Genomic DNA, 24,531 nt, shown 5'->3' with positions numbered 1-24,531 from the left:
CTTTGTGTTCGTTTAGGTGGATAAGGAGGTATCGGGGGTTGCCGCCGTTTGTTCCGAGCGCATATAGAGTAGTAATCCTGCGATTACGAACACGCCTCCGACAAGCTGGAATCCGGTCACCATCTCCCGGAACAGAAGCATACCGAGCAGACTTGCGCCGATAGGCTCAGCAAGAACGGTCATAGAGATGGTGGTCGCTTTGACATACTGCAGCAGCCAGTTGAAAATCATATGGCCGAAAACGGTAGGTACAATGGCGAGGAGGAGAAAAATGCCCCATTCTTGAGCCGGGTAACCGGTCATCGGAGTATCCAAGGCGAGATTATAGAGGCCAAAGCAAATAAAGGTGATGATAAATACGATCAAACTATATAAGTAGGAGGAGACTCTCTTCAATATACGTTTGGCGATGAGCATGTTGACGGCGACAGCAAGCGTGCCAAGCAGCGATAAGGTATCGCCGTAGACTGCCGTTTGCGATAAGCTTACATCTCCGGAACCGACGAAGAATATGCCGAGCAAGGCGATAAACATCCCGAGAAGCGCAAATCCATTTGGTTTATCCTTGAATACGAAATAAGCGCCGATCATGACGAATACAGGCTCCATCGATAAAATGATCGTAGAGCTGGCGATGGATGTATAGGTGAGCGATGCCATCCACAGCAGAAAATGAAGAGCCAGGAAGAAACCGGCCGCACCGAGTAAGAGCCAATCCTTCACGCTAATCGATGCGATCGCTCTAAGCTGCTTAAGGCCGAATGGCAGCATGAGGACTACCGTAAAGAGCATGCGGTACATACCTTGTACGGCGACAGGCGCATCGGAGTATCGCACCAGAATCGGTGCGAAAGAGATGGCGGCCATCCCTACGAGCAGCGGGATAATTGGTGAGACCGGAGGAGATGTTGTTTTCACTTCGAATTTCCTTTCTTGTTCCGATTACAGCTACCATATTGTACTTCCGACTATGTTAAAGATCAATAAGGAGGATCGTACCTTGATTTTCCATATGGAATTAGGCAGTATGGTAATAGCAGCTTGTTCGAAAGGGGCGATGTGATGTTTGTCTTGACAGCGGATGAGATGAGACGAATCGACTTCGATACTATAGAACGGGTAGGGATACCTGCCCTCGTTCTGATGGAAAATGCAGGCCGTGCCGTGGCGGAAGAGATTGCAGAGCTGTCGGAGACCGTTGGACGAAGGTGGCTCATTCTGGCCGGTAAAGGAAATAACGGTGCGGACGGACTCGTTGCAGCCCGCCATCTCCAGGATGCCGGCTTAACCGTGACGGTTCTATATGCCGACGATCCGGCATTGCTGAGGAATGAAGCTGCCGTGCAGCGGAATATTGCAAGCCGGATTGGCCTTACTTACTCACAGTATAACGGGAATACAATCAATTGGAAGGACTATGATGGAATTGTTGATGCACTGCTAGGTACGGGCTCGAAGGGAAAGCCCAGAGAGGCATATGCCAACCTTATAGGACTGGCCAACGACAGCGGCAGGCCGATTGTCGCAATCGACATCCCAAGCGGGCTTGACGCAGACACCGGTGAAGCTGGTGAACCATGCGTGCGAGCCATGCGTACCGTAGCCTTAGGATTCAAGAAGCGTGGCTTGCTACAATATCCCGGAGCTGCTCATGCAGGCGATGTGACCGTACGCAAGATCGGCATACCGCCGGGATTGGCTGAGCAGCATGGCGTGCGTACGTATGAAGTGGATAAGGAGGTATTAAAGTCGCATATCGGTATCGATCCGTCTATGGAGAGAGCAGCAGACACCCACAAAGGAACCTACGGCCATGTGTTGGTCGCAGCGGGAAGCAAGGCGATGAGCGGAGCCGGGCTGCTGTCTGCAACCGCAGCGCTGCGTGGAGGCTGCGGTCTTGTTAGCTGGGCTGTGCCGGAGAGTCTCGTTCCAAGCCTCATGAGCAGACAGCCGGAATTGATGCTTGCAGGCGTCGCAGATGAGGGATGCGGCGATTGGACTAAGGCTGATCCGCGAGAGCTGCTCTCGCTTGCGCAAGGCAAGCAGGCGCTCGTCATAGGGCCTGGCATGGGACGATGGGAAGGGGACGGCGCGTGGCTGAGAGCCATATGGGAGGGGACTGAAATCCCGCTCGTAATCGATGCGGATGCATTGAACATGATCGCCGATGCAGATGACTTTGCGTCATGGGCGGTAAGACAGGCGCCAACTGTATTGACCCCTCATCCTGGCGAGATGGCGCGTCTAGCAGACTTAAGCACACGCGATGTTCAGCGTGACCGTATTGAGGCAGCAAGAGGATATGCAGTGAAGCACGGGGTGACCGTTGTTCTGAAAGGAGCGCGAACGGTCTGCGCCGCTGCGGAGGGAGAAGTCTATATTAACGTAACCGGGAACGCCGGGATGGCAACAGGCGGGGCGGGAGACGTGCTCGCGGGTGTAATCGGCTCCCTGCTTGCTCAAGGGCTGACGGGAAGGCAAGCCGCCGTATTGGGCGTCTATTGGCATGGGGAAGCTGGGGACCGAGCGGCGGCTAGGCGGCAAGCGCCCGGCTCCTTGATTGCCGGCGATATAATAGCGGAGCTCTAATACAACGTATGCAAGCAGAAGCCCGGATTATGAAGCGTGTATGATGAGCTGAACAACCTTTACTATGATGATATGGAGGGTTCTCATGAAACTAGGATTAAGCACGTATAGTTTGCTTTCGGCAATCAAATCGGGTGAAATGTCGGTGCTGGGCGTGATTGATTGGATTAAGGAAAACGGCGGGGAGCATATGGAAATCGTACCGTACGGCTTCACCTTGGTCGATAATTTAGCTCTGGCTGACGACGTTAGGGACAAGGCTGGGGAAACAGGTATCGCATTATCCAACTACTCGATGCCCGCGAATTTCGTGCAGGAAACGGAGCGTGAATTCGAAGGGGAGGTTGACCGCCTCAAGCAGCATGTCGATTTGCTGGACCGGATGGGCATCCGCCACATGCGTCATGATGTGACCGCGTTTACACTTCCGCCGGAGAAGATGACGATCCGTTACTTTGAGGATGCTCTTCCGCAGATCATTGAAGGCAGCCGGAGAATCGCGGATTATGCCGCAAATTTCGGAATTACGACGACGATTGAGAACCACGGCTTCAGTGTCCAGCAGAGTGATCGCGTTCAACGAGTTCTTCAGCTTGTTGACCGTCCGAATTTCAGAACAACGCTCGATGTCGGTAATTTTCTGTGCGTTGACGAGGATCCGCTGGTTGGCGTCAAGCGGAACTTGCCCAATGCGTCCCTCGTTCACTTCAAAGACTTCTACATTCGTCCTTATTACCGGTACCCGGGAGGCGGCGATTGGTTTCGGTCGGCCAATGGCAATTATATGCGGGGGGCCATCGTCGGACAAGGCGACCTGCCAATTCCGGAGATCGTCAAGCTCATCAAAGCATCAGGATATGACGGTTATGTGACGATTGAGTTCGAGGGCATGGAAGATTGCAAAGTCGGCTCCAAGCTGGGGATGGACTATTTGCGACAGCTTTGGGATGAAAGTTAAACACCTGTTCTCATTGTAACCTTAACTAATTTGAACAGATCGATGATCTGAGCAACAATCGGCAGTCGCCTGATGGTGACTGCTTTTTTGCGTTATGTTTATCATTCAGTGCCTTCGGATAGGGGCATATCTGCGTCATATTTGCATACGATTAGGCGAAGTTCATTGTTGCGGAAGAACAAGAGAATAGCATGCATGTAGGAGGTGAATGGATGTATAATATTCGATTCAATTTGGAACAATTTGTACGTCCCTATTTGCCTGTTGGGGCGGAAATCGTCACGATTGCACAGCCGCGTCCTCATCCGGCAGTAATCACGGTAGATTTGGATAACGACCGGACATCTGAAATAATCGCGATTTACCGCCTTCAAGGTGAGCAGTACTTGCTCGTTCTCCAATTGAGCAAAGACGGCTGGAAAGTTCTTAGTCATGTGAAGGGAACCGGATATGGAGTAACCGTGCTGCAGGCGGCGAATGTAACCGGAAGCGGGGGAGAACAGGTGCTCGTCGGGTGGCAGCTCGGTTCCATTTGGTCGAAGCTGTCCCTCTATGAGTGGACGCGGGAGGGACTTCGCGATGCAGCGCCAGAGGATGCGATCTTCAGCTATATGGATGTTTTTGAGCTTCCCGCCGAATTCGATGCACATGGCAGAGCCTACATAGCTTTGTGGCAGCATGATACCGGAGAAGCATATCGTGTGAGCGTGGTGCGCTGGGAGAATGGAAAGCTGGTGCCTGCATCTGAGGCAGATCGTTACTATTATCCAAAAGTAGTCCATTATTACGAGCGCCTGGTTCGACTGCATCCCACCTATCGTTTCTATTGGTACTATCTGGCGGACGCGCAATTGAAAGCGGGCCAACCCGCGGCTGCACTTCAATCTGTACGAGTGGCACTCCGTATTGAACAGCTATATCCATCGAATGATGAATTGGTCCGATTAGAAGAGGAAATTACGAAGCATCTGGAGCGTCACAAGGCAATCCGTCGTGATGTGGGGCTTTTTCCTGCTCCAGTGAAAACAGCGAATGGAACTAGATGGGGCTATATTGATCGAAGCGGCAGCATGGTCATTCTTCCACAGTTCGAGGAAGCGGATGTCTTTCAACCCAATGGTCTGGCCATTGTACGCCTAGACAATGCTGCTGGCCTGATCGATGCATCGGGCGTATTTGTCGTGAAGCCGATATACGATTATATCGGGCCCTTCATGGAAGGCAGGGCGGTCATTATTGACTCCGAAGGCTTCAAGCTCATGGATCCGACCGGCCAGATCGTCACGAAGAGAGCATACTCATATATCGCTAACTTGCATGAAGGCAGAGCGATGTTCTACATCACGGATAAAGAAGGAAATAGTCTGTACGGGTACTTGGATGGGAACGGCCGTGAAGTCATCCCCCCGCAGTTTATGGAAGCAGGAGATTTCGATCGTGGGAAAGCGCTAGTGAAGCGGACAGACAATCAATTTGCTCTTATTGGGCTGGACGGGGCACAATTAGCGGCCTTTTCCTATGCGAACGTAGGTCCGCCGGGTGATGGTCTGCTTGCTTTTCAGCAGCAAGAGAATGGCAAGTATGGCTATATTGACGAGCAGGGGAATATAGTTATAAAGCCTGCATTCGTGTATGCGCAGCCCTTCCGGAATGGCAGGGCAGTCGTGAATACGAGTGAAGATTACCATTCGCAATACGGTCTTATTGATAAACAGGGGACATTCGTCATCGATCCGGTATACAATGAAATCAGGCAGCTTGGGGAGGGGCGGCTGGCGCTGGGGAAAGCGATTGATCCTTCGCAGCCGTTTATTGGCTCTACCTTTGCCATTGCTGATCTGAACGGGAAGCTGTTATCCGATTTTATCTACCTTGATATTGGCGATTTCAAGAACGGCCTTGCCTCGGCAAGCGACCGGAATCAGACCTATTGGATTGATCACAGCGGACACGCGGCGCCAGGTTATCCTCGCTTGAACGGTAGTGGAACCTTAACGATGATAGATGGACTCATTCAGGCAAACGTTGATCGACGATTATCCTACTTGGATCAGGCAGGCCGGGTAATTTGGCGGCAAAACACGATTATTCCACTTCGAGAGCCTTATCGGGTAAGGGAAGAGAAATATAATCCAAACCGAGATTATTTGGTGTATTACCCGCAGGTGGAGGGGATGGCGGATCTGGCGGCGCAGCGGGCAGTTAACGATAAGCTGAAGGAGCTGTCTCAGGTCAAGCCGGTCCCAGGGAATATACAATTGGACTATTCCTATAACGGCGATTTCGACGTCGCGTTCTTCAAGAAGGATTTGCTCGTTCTTGAGCTGACCGGCTACCGCTATCCGTTTGGCGCCGCACACGGTATGCCAACCAAGCTGTATACGCATATCAATCTGGTAACCGGCCATATATTCGAATTGAAGGAATTGTTCAAGCCCGGCAGCGATTATGTCAAGGTATTGAGCGATATCATTGGCTTGCAAATCAAGGAGGATCCGCAATATTCCTATGTCTTCCCGGGAACGTACAAGGGGATTCGGCCGGATCAACCCTTCTTCGTATCCGAGAATGCGCTGCATCTCTATTTTGAGCCGTATGAAATTGCACCTTATGCGGCGGGATTTCCGACCTTTAAGATCCCGTTCGCAGCGATCATGAATATCATTGCGGTCGATGGACCGTTCTGGAATTCATTTCATTATTGAATGGAGAGTGCCGGCTGCTAACGCCGGCGTTTTTTTGGTTGCGGTTATATTGTATATATTGACATGGTATAAATAAAGACCTATGATTATACCTGTCTGATAGGGGTAAAGCTATTCTACAAAAGGGGACAACGACTTTGGGGAAAATAAAAAAAGTTCATGTTCACGAATTAGTTTCCAAGGAAATTCAAAACTACATCAGCGAGCATCAATTGAAGGAAGGGGACAAGCTGCCTTCTGTGGAAGAGATGACGAATATGTTCGGTGTTGGCCGTTCATCCCTTCGCGAGGCGCTCCGCTATCTGGAGGCTGTTGATATTGTCAAAGTAGAGAATGGCAAAGGGATTTTCGTGAACGATGTGAATATGTTCCGCTTTACCGGCAAATTTAAAATTGAGAATGAAAAGCGGTTTCTCCTTCATGTTCTGGAGGTGCGCCGGGCTCTTGAGGGGAAGTCAATTGAGCTGGCCGCGAGGCGTATTACCCCTGCCCAAATCATTGAACTTGACCAATGCTTGAAGGAATACAAACGGCTGAAGGAAGCCGGGAAGGACACCTCCCAGGTCGATCTTGCCTTCCACCGGATGATTATTAAGGCATCGGGAAATACGATTCTTGAAAGTGTGCTTCATTCGATTTCGGGTATGTATGAGAAGTTTTTCAACGAGCCGCTCGGTGAAAAACAGTTATTTGACGAGACGTATCCCTTCCATATTACGATGTATGAAGCGATCGCCAAGCATGATTGGGTTGAAGCTGTTGCCGAATTTAACAAGATGATGGACTGCATTGAAGAGCTTATCAAGGCTTATAACTAAATATTATACATAATGAACCTAATGAACATAAAAAATGAATTGACATTTGTGAAAATACTTCCTTATAATTAACCTATCAGACAGGATGACTGTATGATAATAATGCAATGGGGGAATGCATCACATGCGTAGACATGGAAGAAAGACGGTAGGTCTCTTGCTGTCGGGTGTCATGATGTTAAGTGTGTTGGCAGGCTGCGGCGGGAATAATAGTACCGATGGTGAAAGCGCTAACGGCGGAGGTAAAAGCGATGGAGAAACCGTAAAGCTTCGTATGGTTGAGAGCTTGACCAGCCCGAAGAGAACGGAATTGCTTCAAAAGATGATTGATCAGTTCGAAACGGAGAATCCAACGATTCAAGTTGAGCTGATCTCTCCGCCGTTCGACCAAGCCGATAACAAAATCAGGACGATGCTGGCCGGTAAGCAGGACCTGGATGTCATGGAAGTCAGGGACTTGAACGTTGCTGAATTCGTCAATAACAAGTACACCGAGCCATTGGATGCTTATGCGGCCAAATGGTCCGATTATGCCACGGTTACTGCGACAGCGAAATCAGTCGGTACGGTTGGCGAGAACTTGTATTTCATGCCTAGCGGCCTCTACTTGCGCCAAATGTTCTATCGGCAGGATTGGTTGAAAGAGAAAGGCTTGGAAGTTCCGGAAACATGGCAGGAGCTGGTGGATACGGCTGCTGCTTTGACGGACTCGTCGAAGAACCGTTACGGATTCTCTTTCCGCGGAGGTCCGGGATCTAACGGAACTACCGATACGATGATCCTCAGCTACAATGGCGACAACGTGAATTTGGATGATTCTCAGTTCACGAAGGATGGCAAGACGATTTACTCCACGCCAGAAGCGAAGCAAGCGATGGAACTGTACATGAAGCTGTATAAAGAAGCATCACCTCCGGATTCCATCAACTGGGGCTTCTCCGAGCAAGTTCAAGCCTTCACTTCAGGTGTGACGGGAATTCTGCTGCAGGATCCGGACGTGATCCAATCGTTGCAGCAAAGCATGGATGAAGGTACTTGGGCAACAGCTCCAATGCCGAAGGGTCCGAACGGTAAAGCGTTGATGGCTGCCGGCGCTTCTGGTTGGGGCATACCGTCTTATTCCAAACATAAAGAAGAAGCCTGGAAGCTGATCGAATTTATGTCCAGTCCGAAGCAGAATACCGCTTTCTCCAAAGACTATGGTCTGATTCCTGTTCATACGGCAGCAGCGGAAGACGAATTCTTCAAGACAGGCCCTTACAAAACCTTGCTCGATATGGGTAACCAGCCGGATGTGTTTGTCAGCTACAAGCCGGCATTCCAATATCCAGGCACTGGCCAATGGGGTCAAGTTAGCGCAGAGTCGCAGCAAAGCTTCTTGCTTGGCAAAACATCGCTCGACGACCTCCTGAAAAAATGGGATGAGTATTGGGCTAACGAAAAGACCAAGATGCAGAAATAGTTTCATGACTAACGCGATCGTGATGGGCGGCTAACCGCTGACCATCACGATTTTCATTCAAGAAGAAGGGGTGCAGCCATAATGAACAACCGGAAGCTTTTTATCGTCCTAAGTCTGGTGCCGGCACTGCTGCTTGTTCTGGTCTTCACCTGCTATCCGTTCTTTAAAGGAATTGTGATGGCTTTTCAGGAGTATAAGCTGTTCGATTTGAACAACGTTCCGTTCGTCGGTTTTGATAATTTTAAAGCCGCATTCGATGATCCGAAATTTATGCATGCCTTAACCAACAGCGCTTATTGGGTATTCGTCTCTCTTTTCTTCCAATTTGTTATTGGCTTTGCGCTGGCCTTGCTCCTCAAGAAGCCGTTTCGGGGACGGGGTATTTATCAAGGCTTTGTCTTCTATTCATGGGCGCTATCCGGCTTTCTGATCGGCATGATTTGGAAGTGGATTTTCAATTCCCAGATGGGTCCGGTTAACGATATCTTGATGCGCCTTGGGATTATTGATGAAAGAATTGGTTTTCTGTCCGATCCCAAATGGGCCATGGTTTCCGTTATCGTCGCCAATGTATGGTACGGGATTGCTTTCTTCGCGATCATGCTGCTGGCAGCACTTCAGTCTGTACCCGGCGAATTGTATGAAGCGGCCGATATGGATGGTGCGGGCACGGTCCGCCAGCTATTCAGTGTAACACTTCCGTACATTATGCCTACGGTTATTACCACAACGCTGCTTAGAGCGATCTGGATCTTCAACGATCCGACGATTATATACGGCATGACGAACGGTGGACCGGCAGGAAGCACACATGTCTTATCCTCCTTCATGCTGGACAAAATCATCTATGCGGGTGACTATGGCGCTGCTTCGGCAGTAGGGGTCATCATGATCGGAATCTTACTGCTCTACACCATTTTCTATCTGTCTGTCACAAGATCTGAGAAAGTGGGGGATTTCTAATGAAACGATTTACGTTGATCGGACTGAAAGGAATCGTCCTTGCTCTATATTTTATCGTCATGGCATTCCCGCTTTATTGGATTACGATTACATCACTCAAGCCGCAGAAGGATATTTTCTCGGTTCCGCTTCAGTACTGGCCGAAAACACTCACACTGGACAACTATGTTAATATTTTCAAAATATCTAAATTCCATGTGTATTTCGCGAACAGTCTGATCGTCGCGATTACAGCAGCGGTAATCGTCATGATTATCGCCATACTGGGTGCCTATGTCATGGCCAGGTTCACTTTCCGTGGACATCGGCAGATCATGCTGGCATTCTTCGCTACGCAGATGCTTCCTGGTTTCATATCGTTGGCACCTTTGTATCTGATGATGTCGGATATGCAGCTGATCAATAACCGGTTCTCGCTGGTCTTGATGTATACCGTAACGCTGATCCCGTTCTCGACGATTATGCTGCGAGGCTTCTTCCAACGCATTCCATCGAGTCTGGAGGAAGCGGCGATGATTGATGGATGCTCGCGTTTCACGGCGCTGCTGCGGATCATCATGCCGGTCATGCTGCCGGGTATCGCCTCGACATTCATATTTGCGTTTGTGCAGAACTGGAATGAGTTGTTTCTAGCCGTCATGTTTATTGATTCGGAGCCGCTGAAGACTTTGCCGGTTGCGATGAATTCGTTCATTCTTAAGTTCGACGTCAATTGGGGGGCAATGTCAGCAGGTACCGTATTGTCGGTTATCCCGACCGTATTGTTGTTCGCGATTGCACAAAAATTCATCGTATCGGGCTTAACACAAGGAGCAGAGAAGGGATAGAATTCGTGAGCTGCTGATAGAGGGGATTTGAGAGCATGGCACAGGAAGAGAAAGAAGGATCATCGGTTTATACGACGGTATCCTATGATCCGACAGATACAAGACATCACGGCGCAATATCCGTGCCGGTTTATCAAAGCAGTTTATTCGCATTCGAACGATACGACCAATTCGATGCGGCATTCAGTGATTTGTTCAGTCATCATGTCTATTCTCGCGGAAACAATCCAACGGTGGAATACTTGGAGCGGAAGCTAGCCGAGCTGGAGGAAGGCGAAGCGGCGCGCTGCTTTGCCTCGGGGATGGCGGCGATTACCTCGTCGATCATGTCTTTGGTCCGGAGTGGCGACCATATCATCTGCGTCAACCAAGTATATGGACCGACGAAGGAGTTTCTTGGCTCCTATTTGAGCCGCTTTGGCATTGAAACCACGTTCGTCGACGGTCGCGATATGGTGGCGTGGCAAGCTGCCATACAACCGAATACGAAGCTGTTCTATCTGGAAAGTCCAACGACGATGATGTTTGAGCTGCAGGACCTCCGAGCATGCACGAGTATGGCTAAGAGCATAGGAGCTGCAACGATTATCGATAATACGTGGGCGACGTCCTGTTACCAGAAACCGCTGTCTATGGGGGTCGATCTGGTCGTTCATTCCCTCACGAAATATGTTTCCGGTCATAGTGATTGTGTCGGTGGCGCCGTTATTGGTTCCAAGCGGTTGATCGACCAGCTTAGCCATCATGAATACATGCTCTTCGGCGGAATCATGGCGCCTCAGATTGCTGCGCTCTTAACAAGAGGATTGCGAACGCTGCCTCTTCGGATGCAAAGACATGAAAGCAGCGGTCTGATTGTTGCAGCACATATGGAGAAGCAGTCTTACGTGCGCAAGGTGAATCATCCGGGTCTTGCGTCACATCCTCAGCATGATCTGGCTTGTGAACAGATGACAGGCTACAGCAGTTTGTTTTCCTTCGAGGCTGACCAACCTGTAGAGCTGCTGAAGGAATGGGCAAATCGTCTGCAATATTTCAAAATCGGAGTCAGCTGGGGCGGTTTCGAGAGCTTGGTAACCGTCAACTCGATTGGCGGGACGCAATCTCATTCATCCATTGTCCGGATCTATGTGGGACAGGAGAATCCGGAGGATTTGATCCGGGATATCGATCAAGCCTGGCAGCAAATCGGACAAGGCAGCACACAGAACAGTCCTTTATAGAGGGCTGTTTTTTTATCTGGAATAGAACAACAGCCCCCTTATCCTTCATGTTTGAAGGGCAAGGGGGCTGTAGTTAGTTGGTTTATTGTATAGGTACGTTTGCCTTGCGGAATTTCTCTACCTCTGCAGTCAGCTTATAATTCTGATCCGCAAGTAATTTCATGAATTTATCAAGTGTTGTCAGGTAGGCGCTGGATTCAGGTTTATTCCACTGCAAGATCAACGAGTACCCTTTCTTGGCATTTGGTTGGATGACCTTTGTATCATAGTCGAACAGCGGGGTATTATTAACGCCGTAGAACGTGAGGATCTTGTAGCTGTTGAACAGTTGTTTTACTTGAGCGGTCCGATTGGAGGAAGGGAATTGCTTCACGAATCGTTCCTGTGACAACGCGCGGTTAACCAATTCCTGATACCCGATCATGAGTGCGGCATCCTTCATATTTGCTTTCTCGGATTCCACGGTCATGATATCCATGTATGCTTTGATATCCGCGGTTACATAAGCATTATATTTCTGCAGAGTCGCGTAACGAACGACCGGGAAGTAGAAGCCCTCGGCCGTCTCGAGCTTAAATCCGCTGTCTGCAGCTTCCTGCAGCAATGCTTTCAATGCTTTATCATTCGTGCGTTTGATAACGTCAGCAAAGTTGTCACCGTATTTGTACACCTTATTGATTTTCGCTTGTACCGAGGTTTTGCCGATCCGATCAACCATGGACGGTAGTGCTTTCTTCACCGCATTTTCCAAATGCAGTACCATAATCGTCGCTTGATACGTCGATACTTCGTCAATATGATCATTGAGGTAGCTGATTGCCTTCGGAAGCTTGCCGGACTTAAGCAGCGCTTCATATTGATTGACAACCTTTGTTGCTGCCGTGCTGTCCACAGCGGCTGTCTGGCCGACAGAAGCGGTTGGTTGATTAGCTGCTGCACTCGCGCTTGCCGCGGTAGCCGAACCGGCTTGAAGGGTAAGAGTAAGAGCGGCAAGAGCTGCCAGAGCAAGGGATTTTGAACTCATAGGAATGGTTTTCATTAGAAATCTCCTCCATCATGCAAGAATGAAATTTTGTTGGTTTGTACTCATCCTATATTAACCGCAACTTGTTTCCATAAAATCAATACTTGTTTCAAACTCGAAAACAATCGTAAACGACTTCCACCAAATGGATGATTAGGGTTTTCTTATAATCGGCTTGTCTTAGCAGCAGCCATGTTATACTTTCCCCACATCAACCAGGGGAGGCTACACCAAGAATGAAACCAACCATGATTCGTAAAATGATCCTGAGCGCTGCATGCTTAAGCGTCGTATTGTCAGCCAGCCTTGTTTCTACACCGTCCGTCCAGGCGGCGACTGCCAGTGTACAAGCATCGGTATCATCCACACAGAAAGCCAATACAATCGTATCCTACGCGCAATCGCTTAAAGGCAAAGTGAAATATAAATTTGGCGTAAACAATCCTTCGAAGCTGATTTTCGACTGCTCATCCTTCACGAAGTTTGTGTACGCTAAGCAAGGCGTATCCCTAAAATGGGGTTCTGTCGCACAAAGCAAGCAAGGCAAATACGTCAGCAAAAGCAAACTGAAGAAAGGCGATCTCCTCTTCTTCAGCGTAAGTACACCCGGGAAAATCAATCATGTAGGTATTTACATGGGGAATGGGAAGTTTATACATAATACCACGGGATCCGTTAAGGGTATTGCGATAAGCGACCTTAACTCTTCAAACTATAAGAAACGCTACATTACGGCACGTCGCGTGCTTTAATGAACGGAATCAGGCCTTGCTCTTATGACGGAGTGAGGTCTTTTTTTGCTTTGCAGTACGTTGACCTTGACCTGTTATTCATTTCCATATAGGACATGTGAAAACCTCCTTGTATCACTAATTTTGACTACACTAAATATTGGCAACCTACTATAATGGTTGTGCAGCGAGAAGAATTGTAGAAGCTCTGATGGAAGGAACGGAAATGAATCTTCTTGAAGTGACAGGAGGGAGAAGACAATGGGGAAAAAACCGAATGTAATTGTTGTATTCAGTGATCAGCATCGGGCGGATGCTACAGGTTATCGCGGAAATCCGGATGTCCGGACACCGTATATGGATCGATTGGCTGCAGAAAGCGTGGATTGTACAACAGCTGTGGCGGGCATTCCCGTTTGCTGCCCCTCACGCGCTTGCCTCATCACAGGACAATATCCGCTTACGCATGGCGTGTTTGTCAATGATGTGAACCTAGGTAACGATGCGGTTTCGATTGGGGAGGCATTCAAGCAAGGGGGATATCGAACGGCGTATGTAGGAAAATGGCATCTTGACGGTCATGGACGGAGTCAGTTTATTCCGAGAGAGCGGCGTCAGGGCTTCGATTATTGGCGTGTGCTGGAATGCACACATGATTACAATCATTCCTTCTATTACGGAGATCAAGACAAGAAGCTGAAATGGGATGGGTATGATGCAGCTGCACAAACCCAGGATGTGATTAACTATATTCGCGCTTCACAAGAGTCCGAACAGCCTTTCCTGCTGATGCTGTCTTGGGGGCCGCCGCATAATCCTTACGATACAGCGCCGCAGGCGTTCAGAGATATGTATGATCCAGCCGCCCTCACCCTCCGTCCCAATGTTCCCGATGAATGGAGCGGCATGGCAAGAACAGATCTATCCGGATATTATGCCCATATATCCGCACTGGATCATTTACTTGGACAATTGTTAGATGTATTAGAAGAGGAAGCGATAGACAACGATACTGTCTTCGTATATACATCCGACCATGGAGACATGTTAGGTTCGCATGGCGAGGTGCGGAAACAGAAGCCGTGGGATGAATCGATACGGGTGCCATTGTTGATCCGCTACCCTGCGATGCTGGGCAAAGCCGGCAAGAAAATTGCAGCGCCAATCAATACCCCGGATCTAATGCCTACATTGCTGGGATTATGCGGTCTTGAAATTCCGGGTACTGTAGAAGGCAGCAATTATTCCGCTGTCTTGCAAGGTGTAGGGCCTGAGCCGGAAGCTGCTTTACTTACATGTGTCCATCCATTCGGTGAATGGCATCGTGGAGCAGGAGGAAGGGAATATCGCGGCATACGCACGACTAGATATACATATATATGCGATTTAAACGGACCTTGGTTGTTATTTGACAATGAAACCGATCCATACCAAATGAATAATTTGTGTTCCACGGAAAGTAACCGGGAGCTTCAGACAAGTCTGCACCATTTGTTGACTGCGCTACTAATGAAACGTGGAGATGAATTTCTGCCAGGCGATCACTACTTACAAGAACACGGCTACATCACAGATGAGACGGGAACCGTTCCGTACACAGATTAATGTTGCTCGGCAGGATGTAACTGGGTCAAAGGCTCAGAACTACGATTTGGGAGGATCCCCATGAGCGGAAAACCAAATTTATTGCTTATTATGTGCGATCAATTACGGGCGGATGTACTGGAATGCTACGGGAACAGCTTTGTACAGACGCCAAACATCCGCAGATTAGCGGAGAGCGGAGTCTGTTTCGATCGAGCCTACAGCCAGACACCGGTTTGTGTTCCGGCACGTCATGGATTAATCGCAGGCGTCAATCCCTTCGAGCTCGGTTTAGTGGATAATTCCTTGAGCTTCGAGGACATACGCCACCCGCTGCCGGAATTGATCCGAAGCCAGGGGTATGCAACATATGCAGTAGGCAAAATGCATTTTCACCCGGTTCGCAAGCATTATGGATTTGACCGTATGCTGCTGTCGGAAGAGATTGCTTCGCACATCCAAGATGATGATTACTTGCTCTATCTCCAAGAGAACGGCTTCGGAGATGTGATCGAACCGCATGGGAAACGCAGTGAGCACTATTATGTGCCGCAGCAATCCGAGCTGCCGGAAGAGCATCACTCGACAGCTTGGACAGCATCGCGTACTTGTGAGTTAATCCGCAATAACCGCAATCGTCCGTTCTTTATCTTCTCTTCCTTCATAAAACCGCATCCGCCGTTCGATCCTTGTGTTCCATATGATCGAATGTATCCGGAGTCCGCTATTCCGATGCCGGTCCGTCAAGAATCGGAGAAGCATCCGGACGACTACTCAATCTGGACTCAGAACGATTATAAGGTCAATGGGATAGATAATGTCAGTGACGACGACATTCGTAAGATGCGTTCGTATTACTATGGGTCCGTGACGCAAATCGATAAGCAAATAGGCGTAATTCTGGATACGCTGGAGGAGACCGGACTGCGCGACGATACGTTAATCATATTGACTGCGGATCATGGTGAAATGCTAGGCGATCATTATGCCTTCGGCAAACGGACCTATTATGAGTCCTCGACCCGAATCCCGATGATCGTCAGCTGGCCGAATCAAATCCCGCAAGGGGAGCGTCGAGAACATCTGTCGATGCTGCAGGACGTATACGCTACATTCATTCAAGCAGCAGGCGGCGCGCTGCCGCTTGAATCATCGGGCAAGGACCTGACAGCGGCATGTCAGGACCCCAACATACCATCCCGTGAACGAATCATTGCTGAATACGGCCAAGGTCGGGCAATGAAGTTCATGCTGCGATGGGGTGATTTCAAATATATTTACCATGCGAACGGGGAACGGGAGAATCTGTTTCATTTAGGTCTGGATCCGAATGAGCTGCACGACATTGCAGATGACCACCGGGAGATCTGTTCTTCATGCCGCCAACAGCTTGTTGAATATTACAAGGGCTATAGCTTCCAAGAGGCGTTAGATTGCGACAGTCTGCGAAGCTTCCCTTACGAACAACCGGTAGCCAACGGATATATAAATCAATATCCTGCTTGGCCGCAAACCCTTATCCAGGACACATAGCGGCATTGCATATATGAGAACAAGGCCCGGTCTGTCCTCATTGTTGCATAACCCGCAGGAAGTGGATATAATGAATGCAATCATGAACGAAGGAGTCGAGCATATGTCTGTCTGTCTGTTCGTACAACTTCATCATCACAAGCAGCGTTAGCACACCTGAATTTTCATTCAGGGGGGCTAGCGCTAATCGCGTTGGCCTCCCTGCCGCATATGAATGCGCGCGGGACCTAGAGGTCCGGCGCGTTTTTTATTTTGCAGGATAACACAAGAAAGGGTGGCTAACATGCAAAATGTAAAAGGAACATTCGACTATTGGGGAAGCGAGCAAGCGCTTCGTCTTCACGTGAGACGGGAGCTCGAGGGGATGTTCGAGCTGTACGATTTTGACGCCATGGAAACTCCGATACTAAGCGAACAAGAGCTGCTGGCATCCAAATACGCGGGCGGTGACGAAATTCTGAAAGAGATGTATCAATTGACGGACCAAGGCAAGCGAAGCCTTGCTCTGCGTTATGACCTTACGATTTCGTTTGCTAAGGTTGTCGCCATGAATCCCGGTATGGAGCTGCCGATCAAACGGTATGAAATGGGCAAGGTATTCCGTGATGGACCGGTAAAACGGGGGCGTCTGCGTGAATTTATGCAATGCGATGCAGATGTAGTAGGTATCGAGGGTCCCGAAGCGGAAGCAGAGCTAATGCAGCTCGCGGTTGATGTCTTTCGCCGATTGGATATAGGAATCGTTATCCGCTGGAACAACAGACTTTTTCTCAGCGAGCTGCTAGTACGTATCGGTGTTCCATCTGACCGGATGCTAGCCGTGATGCTAACTTTAGATAAAGTAGCGAAGATCGGAATAGACGGTGTGAGCGCCGAGCTCCAGCAGCATGACTTGAGCGGGTCAACGCGAGCGGCTATCGTTGCTCTCATTCGTCAAGACCAGATTAGCTGCGAGCAGCTTGTCTTGCAGTATGGACTTCAGAATAGCGAAGGGGCAAAGGAAGTTGCTGCCCTGCAGTTTATTCTGGATCAGACCGGACTAAACGGGACGTGTCAATTCGATCCATTTCTTTCCCGTGGATTATCCTTCTATACAGGAACGGTCTATGAAATATTTGATGTGACGGGGCGTTATCATTCAAGTCTTGGCGGCGGAGGACGATATGACGCGATTATCGGCCAGCTGGTGGGAAGGGGGGATATGTCCTACTATGCGGTTGGACTATCATTCGGAATCGAACCGATCATGGAGATGTTAATGGAACGTGAAGAGGTGGCCGAGGAAAGAACCGTTCTCCTTGTCCCCATAGGTGATATACGATCGGAAGCATTGAAGGCTGCCGCGACTTTGAGGAAGGCAGGAATTCGCATTCGTATCGATTGGAGCCGCCGCAAATTGAAGAAGTCACTCGCCACAGCAGCTGCAAAAGGAATGCGATTCGTCCTTCTTCTCGGTGAAGAAGAGGCGAATCAAGGATGCATTCGCTTGAAGGACATGTTCGAATCAACAGAATTCGTTATGACGATAGAGGAAATTGGACACATAATGAAGCAAAAACAAACAAAGATTATACCTTAGTAAATTAAAGTATAGTTTGCATGGGTTTCAACGCCTAGAAAAGTATAAAAAATCCGCTCGCAGAGCGGATTTTTTACCGGGATCAGGAAGGAACGGTAACATAAGTTACTACCAATAAGTTGAATTTGCTTATTTTTGAATGTCTTTTTTTACCTAAGCTTGACCAAAAGGTTATTGTCATCGCGAAAATTTCGTTGTAGGATAGAACTACAAATACAATAAAAACGTTTTTTGTAAACGCTTAACTAACCCGATAAGGAGTCCATGCAAATGAGTTTCACTAACCCCATACTAACAGGATTCCACCCGGATCCTAGCATTTGCAGAGTCGATGATAATTACTATCTGATCACAAGTACGTGTGAATATTTTCCGGGCGTACCCATTTATCACAGTAAAGACTTGACGAATTGGCGCCATATCGGTTATTGCTTGACAAGGGAAAGTCAGCTAAGCCTCGGCGCAGCGGCAAATTCAGCGGGTGTCTGGGCGCCGACGCTGCGATATTACGATGGACGATTCTACATGATTACAACAAATGTAAGCGATGGCGGTCATTTCTACGTCTATACAGACGATATTTACGGGGAATGGTCCGATCCGATATGGGTGGCAGGCAAGGGGCATGATCCAGACCTGTTCTTTGATCAAGACGGTAAAGTGTATTTCTCTAAGCATAACGGTCATGATGGCATTGCGCTGTGGGAAATTGAAATTGAGACAGGTACGTTGATGGGTGAACCGACAAGCTTATGGAGGGGATATGAGGATAAGCAATGTGAAGCGCCCCATCTGTATGCAATCAACGGCATGTATTATTTGATTACGGCAGAAGGCGGTACCTGGAGAGGTCATATGGTTACTGCCGCCCGCAGTAAGTCCATCAGAGGTCCATTTGAAAGCTGTCCGCATAATCCGATTCTTACTCATCGTTGTTTGATTGGTCACCCCATTCAAACGGTTGGACATGGTGATTTGATACAAGCCCATAATGGTTCCTGGTGGATGGTTTTTCTCGCCACTCGAACGGTAGGGTATTTGTTTCACCATCTGGGCCGAGAGACGTTCCTTGCTCCTGTCACATGGGATGAAGAGGGCTGGCCGATTGTGAACAACGGCGATCCGATCGAAATCGAGATGACAGCGGACTGCCTTCCCCAGCATCCATGGCCGGATGTATCGACGCGTGATGACTTCGACAGCATTAGCTTTAGTCTGCAGTGGAACTTTTTACGCGGCAAACCCGATGAGCGTATTTCGTTAACGGATCGTGAGGGCTGGCTCACCTTGCAAGGAGAGCTGGAGCCGATGGGACGTCCGGGATTCCGAACCTTTGTTGGAAGAAGGCAGCAGCACTTTGAATGCTTAGCGGGAACCAGGCTCGAATTTGACGCAGAAGAGGATGGGGTGGAAGCAGGGCTTACGGTCTATTCCAACGAGCGTCACCGGTACGATCTTGCGGTTACTCGAGCGGATGGGATTAAGAAGCTGATCATTCGCAAAACGATTGGAGACATAAGCGTAATAACGGTCAGCGAGGAACTGGATGAGGGCATTGTGCAATTATATGTGAAAGCACATGAACGCGAGTACCAATTCGGATTTGGGATGGATGGACAGTCTCCAAAGTGGTTAGCCACTGGGATGACTCAATATATGTCAGGCGAGGTGAGCGGTTCCTTCACCGGTGTATACTTCGCCATGTATGCAGCAGGGAATGGACAACAGCAATCGGGCCATGCTTATTTCGACTGGTTCGATTATTGTCCTTTGTAATAACGGATTGCAAGAGGCCTCTACTTTGGTTGGAAGTGAACAAACCCATACAAGTAGCAGGCCTTTTTCTCACAAAAAAAGGGATAAAACGTTTTATATGTATTCCGGCTGTTAAGAAATCTTATTGAAAACGCTCTTATTTGGTGTTAATATAAGTTTTGCGTAGTAATATATGTATATAGAGGTATATTTTCCGCCAATTGCTCTTTTTAATAAAAACGTTTTTATTAATGCCTTCAAATTCGTCCCCTTAACGTCATGTGAATTACGAGCGTGCAGTCACCCACTTCTACATATAAACTTCAATTGATTGTAAGCGGATACAAGTGGGGTGATTTACATACACTTTTATTAAGGAGTTGTTCTACATGGAGAAGCAAACGGACCGTATGAATGATAGCTCGAAATCTCATCGGCCGTTCAAGAGGGAAGCCGTTCTGGCGCTGCTGTGGCGATTTCCAAACGGAGAAGGGAGAGGAGCGGCTGCAACAATTCAATGAATTCGACGCAAGAGCATATATCCCCGATGCCGAACCATAGTGTCAGGGTAATGAACACAGATGCAAGGGTATCCTAATAATTCCAGGCTCCATACATAGTAATATTGTTTATGAAATCGGCTTTGTAGGCCAGTTAAAATGGAAGCGCTTTAATTGGATGTTCTGGGATAAAGGCGATATTGAGTGAGCGAAAAGTTATCAATATCGCTGCAAAACGGATGTCGAGCGATTCATCCGTAGAATATCAGCTGCTACCTTCCGGCTTGGCGGATTAGCCGTTGCTAGGCATCCGAAGCAGCGTTCACCCTGAATAGGAGGAGAAAAACGATGGCACAACCCGTGTATGCCCAAACCGGAAACAAACCCAGCTTTCGGGTTAGCAAACGTACTCTGTGGATCGCCGGTACGCTAGTTATTCTGATCATCGGATTCTTGCTGTTAAATCGGCCGACACCGAAAGGAACCCAGTTCCAAAGTCCGGCAAGCCTAGACACGTTAGAAGAGTCGCACTTTAGCGAGGAAAGCCGGATTAACAACGAAATTCCGTATGGGCGGGTACTGGCAAGTTATGAGAAGAGCAATTATACCGATTATGATGGCGAACCAGTCAACGTCGCTGGTCAGCAGTACAGCGCCTCGTCCGGCGAGGTTAGTAAAGTAAACGAGCTAGGCAAAGAGGCCGTAGCAACGGATGGCCAAGACAGTTGGGTAGAGTGGACAGTGGACATACCCGTCAGTGCGATGTACCAGATGGATCTGGAATATCTGCCTCTCGACGGAAAGAAGTCGAGCGTTCAGCGTTCTCTTCTCATTGATGGCAAGCGTCCCTTCGAGGAAGCCTCCATCTTCACCTTCCAACGTTACTGGAAAGAAAGCAGCGAGCTTAAATTCGATAACGAAGGCAATCAAATTAGGGGTGTTCAGGAAGAAGTCCGCGAATGGCGGATCAGGCCGATGGAGCAAACAGAGAAATTCTACCGGGAGCCATATCGTTTCTACTTAGAAAAAGGGCAGCACACGATCCGGATAACGGATGTCCGAGAACCGATGGCAATCGCTTCCCTGACGTTGAAGAAGCCTGTTCAATTGCCTGACTATGCATCCGTATTGGCGGGTTATACAGAGAGAGGGTATGCCGATAGCGATGCGGATGTCATTCATGTACAGAGTGAAATTCCGAAGGAAGCTTCTGAATTGTCACTTCGCGCTGAATGGAATGATGATTACCATTCGGAACCTAAATCAGTCATGAAAACCCGCTATAACGTGCTTGGCGGGGGAAGATGGAAGTCGGGCGGACAAACGGTCACTTGGGAATTTGAAGTGCCAAAGGACGGTCTATATGAAATTGCCTTCCGTTACGCCACTCCGGTACACAATCAGGTGCCGCACAGAACGATTCGAATTGACGGTGAGATCCCGTTCAAAGAAATGGAAGAGTATGCGTTCCCATACATTCGTGGATGGCATGCAGACGCCATTATGGATAAAGACAATAAGCCCTTTAAGTTCTATTTGGCCAAAGGGAAGCATGAGATCAGCATGACGACGACAATAGGCTCGATTCGTCAAGCGATTATGAATATCAATGAATCACTCGGCGATATTTCACTGCTTAGCACACAGGTCGTTAAAGTAACCGCATCTTCCAAAGACGCGAACGGTAAAATTACAGTCGACCGAAATCAGGACTGGAATTTAGAGAAGGTCATTCCTGATGTGAAGGAACGTCTGCAGACCGCGATCGATGTTTATGAGAAGAGCTACGAGCAATTAAGAGAAGTCAATGGCGGCATTATGCCTTCCTTCGGTCAGCCCCTGCAAACGGCGATCAGTTTATACAAGGGCATGCTCAAGGACACGGAGACGATTCCATATAAGCTTAACGAGCTTGGCACTGTCCAAGGGGCATTGGGTAATGCGATCGAAAGCATGAAGGAGCAGCAGCTCTTCGTCGATTATATGGTCGTTGCACCGCCTGGAACAGATTTACCGATCGTAAATTCAACTTTTGCCCAAAGTATGGGTTCCAACATGCAGCGTTTTATTGCTTCCTTTAGAGATAAAGACTCTATCGGTATCGATGGCAACGATAAAGTTCTCAAGGTTTGGGTAGCGCGCGGCCGCGAATGGGTGGATATCATCAAGACACTCGTTCTGGAGGACTTCACACCGCGTACCGGCATAAAAGTTGAAATCAACACCGTCCCGCTTGCATCGGAGCACTTGCTCCTGCTTGCTTATACAGGCGGCAAAGCACCGGACGTCATGCTGGGCGTTGCGCAGGGCATACCGGTTGAATTCTCCATCCGGGGAGCGATTATCGACCTGAATACGTTCCCGGATTCCAAGGAAGTAGCGGATCGTTTCGTTGATCAATCCTTGGTACCGCTTGAATATGACGGCGGGTTATACGCACTCCCCGAAACCCTGGACTTCAGTTTATTGTTCTACCGGACGGATGTGCTGGAGCGCATCGGGGCCGAAGTTCCGCAGACATGGCAGGATGTATATGCGCTGCTGCCTAAGCTGCAGGAAGAAGGAATGGAGTTCTACTACCCTGCAGGTGTAGCAGGATATACGCCTTTCTTGTTCCAGAATGGCGGCATGTTCTACACGAATGACGGTTTGAAATCCGCTCTTAATGAGTCTCAAGCGCTTACGGGCTTTAAGAACTGGACGAATCTGTATAATAACTACAAAGTGCCGCTTCAAGCCGACTTCTATCAGAGGTTCCGCAACGGCGAGATGCCAATTGGGGTAGGCAATTATGATTTCTACGTAAGGCTGGCGACGTCAGCTCCAGAGCTGAACGGACGCTGGAAGATGGTCCCTATGCCAGGCGTAATGAAAGAGAACGGCGAAATTGACCGGAGCGCTTCCGGAGCGGGAGCAGCGACTACGGCTTTAATGATGGAATCTACGAAGCATAAAGACGAAGCATGGCAGTTTATGAAATGGTGGACGTCGGAAGAGATGCAGGTCCGTTATGGATCCGAGGTGGAAAGTCTTCTGGGTGTCGGTTCGAGATGGAACAGCGCTAACCTCGATGCTGTCAAAGGGATGTCCTGGAGCCGTGAACAGCTGACGGCCATTACGGATCAATGGAAATGGCTGAAGGAGCAGCCGGTTGTATTGGGCGGCTATTACACGGCACGTCACTTGACAAACGCATGGAACAAAGCGGTCCTGCTTGGCAAGAATGAGCGGATTGCGCTTGAAGACGCTGTAAAAGAGATCAATAAAGAACTTGTCCGCAAACAAGATGAGTTCAATGTTACTCATTCCGGTAAGCAGAACAACGCAGGGTCGAAAGACAAAACCGCGGAAGGAGAACAACGGCCATGATAGCTTACCGATTCAAAAACCTGATGAAAGAAGTGTGGAGATGGCGGGTTTCATACCTGCTTCTCTCCCCGTTCTTCATATTATTTGCCTTATTTATTATCATTCCGACCGTGACATCGACCGCGCTCAGCTTTACGTACTACAATATCCTGCAGCCTCCGCATTGGGTAGGCTGGCAGAACTTCAAGACGCTTCTTGTCGATGACGAAATTTTCATCACATCGTTGATGAACACGTTATATTTCGCTTTGATCACAGGTCCGGTCGGATATGTGCTCGCCTTCTTGTTCGCATGGCTGATTCATCAAATTCCAAAACGCTTCCGAACGTTCTACACAACGATTTTCTATGTCCCATCGTTGACGAGCGGTGTCGCGATGGCCGTCGTATGGCTCGTATTGTTCGCCAATGACAGCTATGGCTACTTAAATAGCTTCCTGATTCAAGCAGGGGTAATCGATGAACCGGTCCAGTGGCTGCAGAACGTGAAATACATTATGCCGGTTGTTATTATCATTTCCCTGTGGATGAGCTTGGGCACGGGCTTTCTAGCCTTTCTCGCCGGTTTCGAGACCATCAACACGGAATTGTACGATGCCGGTAAAGTGGATGGGATTCGGTCGAGATTCCAAGAGCTATGGTACATAACGATACCTGCGATGAAACCGCAGATGCTATTCGGCGCCATACTCTCCGTCGTTGGCTCGTTTAAGGTCGGTGAGATAAGCAAGGCGGTTGCCGGATTCCCGAGTCCGCTTTATGCAGGCCATACGGTTGTGCTTCATTTGCAGGATTATGCTGTTCTCAGGTATGAAATGGGCTATGCCGCTGCAATCTCGGTCGTGCTCTTTATCTTGATCTACGGAATCGGAAAACTGTGCTTTGCGGTTTTCTCCTCGAAAGGAGAGTAG

The 24,531-nt window shown here is 48.8% G+C and carries 18 protein-coding genes; 16 read left to right on the top strand and 2 right to left on the bottom strand.

The window, feature by feature from the left end; translation table 11 throughout:
• Positions 1-12 precede the first annotated feature (12 nt).
• The gene (locus tag NNL21_RS15130; protein WP_256555264.1) at positions 13-918 is read right to left on the bottom strand and encodes a DMT family transporter; all 906 of its coding nucleotides are present in this window, start codon (positions 916-918) and stop codon (positions 13-15) included.
• A gap of 144 nt (positions 919-1,062) precedes the next feature.
• Between NNL21_RS15130 and NNL21_RS15125 the strand changes: the two genes are divergently transcribed.
• The 8 genes from NNL21_RS15125 to NNL21_RS15090 all read left to right on the top strand — a co-directional run bounded on the left by NNL21_RS15125 (position 1,063) and on the right by NNL21_RS15090 (position 11,545).
• Positions 1,063-2,589: an NAD(P)H-hydrate dehydratase gene (locus NNL21_RS15125; RefSeq protein WP_204818110.1), complete on the top strand. Its 1,527-nt coding sequence runs from the start codon at positions 1,063-1,065 to the stop codon at positions 2,587-2,589.
• Between the two features lie 85 nt (positions 2,590-2,674).
• On the top strand, positions 2,675-3,547 hold the full coding sequence (locus tag NNL21_RS15120; protein WP_204818109.1) for a sugar phosphate isomerase/epimerase family protein: 873 nt from the start codon (positions 2,675-2,677) through the stop codon (positions 3,545-3,547).
• Between the two features lie 212 nt (positions 3,548-3,759).
• Positions 3,760-6,252, top strand: coding sequence for a WG repeat-containing protein (locus NNL21_RS15115; protein WP_204818108.1), 2,493 nt, complete (start codon positions 3,760-3,762; stop codon positions 6,250-6,252).
• Positions 6,253-6,389: 137 nt separating this feature from the next.
• Positions 6,390-7,070 carry a FadR/GntR family transcriptional regulator gene (locus NNL21_RS15110; protein WP_204818107.1) on the top strand — a complete coding sequence of 227 codons (681 nt, stop codon included), beginning with the start codon at positions 6,390-6,392 and terminating at the stop codon, positions 7,068-7,070.
• A gap of 124 nt (positions 7,071-7,194) precedes the next feature.
• Positions 7,195-8,532 carry an ABC transporter substrate-binding protein gene (locus NNL21_RS15105; protein ID WP_256555263.1) on the top strand — a complete coding sequence of 446 codons (1,338 nt, stop codon included), beginning with the start codon at positions 7,195-7,197 and terminating at the stop codon, positions 8,530-8,532.
• A gap of 81 nt (positions 8,533-8,613) precedes the next feature.
• Positions 8,614-9,495 (top strand): carbohydrate ABC transporter permease, encoded by an 882-nt coding sequence (locus NNL21_RS15100; protein WP_204818106.1) that lies wholly within the window; start codon positions 8,614-8,616, stop codon positions 9,493-9,495.
• Entirely contained in the window at positions 9,495-10,322 is an 828-nt protein-coding gene (locus NNL21_RS15095) for a carbohydrate ABC transporter permease (protein ID WP_204818105.1), read from the top strand. The genes NNL21_RS15100 and NNL21_RS15095 overlap by 1 nt, the downstream gene beginning before the upstream one ends.
• A 35-nt stretch (positions 10,323-10,357) precedes the next feature.
• Positions 10,358-11,545, top strand: coding sequence for a trans-sulfuration enzyme family protein (locus NNL21_RS15090; RefSeq protein WP_204818104.1), 1,188 nt, complete (start codon positions 10,358-10,360; stop codon positions 11,543-11,545).
• A gap of 82 nt (positions 11,546-11,627) precedes the next feature.
• Here the strand turns inward: NNL21_RS15090 and NNL21_RS15085 are convergent, their stop codons facing one another.
• Positions 11,628-12,584 (bottom strand): hypothetical protein, encoded by a 957-nt coding sequence (locus NNL21_RS15085; protein ID WP_204818103.1) that lies wholly within the window; start codon positions 12,582-12,584, stop codon positions 11,628-11,630.
• Between the two features lie 221 nt (positions 12,585-12,805).
• On the opposite strand from NNL21_RS15085, the gene NNL21_RS15080 reads away from it, so the two are divergent.
• From NNL21_RS15080 to NNL21_RS15045, 8 genes are all read left to right on the top strand, one after another.
• Positions 12,806-13,321: a C40 family peptidase gene (locus NNL21_RS15080; RefSeq protein WP_204818102.1), complete on the top strand. Its 516-nt coding sequence runs from the start codon at positions 12,806-12,808 to the stop codon at positions 13,319-13,321.
• Positions 13,322-13,561: 240 nt separating this feature from the next.
• On the top strand, positions 13,562-14,905 hold the full coding sequence (locus NNL21_RS15075) for a sulfatase family protein (protein WP_204818101.1): 1,344 nt from the start codon (positions 13,562-13,564) through the stop codon (positions 14,903-14,905).
• A gap of 60 nt (positions 14,906-14,965) precedes the next feature.
• A complete protein-coding gene (locus NNL21_RS15070) occupies positions 14,966-16,417 on the top strand; it encodes a sulfatase-like hydrolase/transferase (RefSeq protein WP_204818100.1) in 1,452 nt (483 codons plus the stop codon).
• Between the two features lie 283 nt (positions 16,418-16,700).
• Positions 16,701-17,996, top strand: coding sequence for a histidine--tRNA ligase (locus tag NNL21_RS15065; RefSeq protein ID WP_204818099.1), 1,296 nt, complete (start codon positions 16,701-16,703; stop codon positions 17,994-17,996).
• 270 nt (positions 17,997-18,266) lie between these two features.
• Complete coding sequence (locus NNL21_RS15060; RefSeq protein WP_204818098.1) at positions 18,267-19,772, top strand: glycoside hydrolase family 43 protein; 1,506 nt, start codon at positions 18,267-18,269, stop codon at positions 19,770-19,772.
• 368 nt (positions 19,773-20,140) lie between these two features.
• On the top strand, positions 20,141-20,272 hold the full coding sequence (locus tag NNL21_RS15055; RefSeq protein WP_256555262.1) for a hypothetical protein: 132 nt from the start codon (positions 20,141-20,143) through the stop codon (positions 20,270-20,272).
• A 327-nt stretch (positions 20,273-20,599) separates the two neighbouring features.
• A complete protein-coding gene (locus NNL21_RS15050) occupies positions 20,600-23,620 on the top strand; it encodes an extracellular solute-binding protein (protein ID WP_204818097.1) in 3,021 nt (1,006 codons plus the stop codon).
• Positions 23,617-24,531 (top strand): carbohydrate ABC transporter permease, encoded by a 915-nt coding sequence (locus NNL21_RS15045; protein ID WP_204818096.1) that lies wholly within the window; start codon positions 23,617-23,619, stop codon positions 24,529-24,531. The genes NNL21_RS15050 and NNL21_RS15045 overlap by 4 nt, the downstream gene beginning before the upstream one ends.

The sequence above is a fragment of the Paenibacillus mendelii genome (assembly GCF_024498075.1).
GTDB classification, from domain to species: Bacteria; Bacillota; Bacilli; order Paenibacillales; family Paenibacillaceae; genus Paenibacillus_Z; species Paenibacillus_Z mendelii.
Note: the sequence above shows the minus strand (reverse complement) of the source record. Positions and strands in the feature narration are given on the sequence as shown.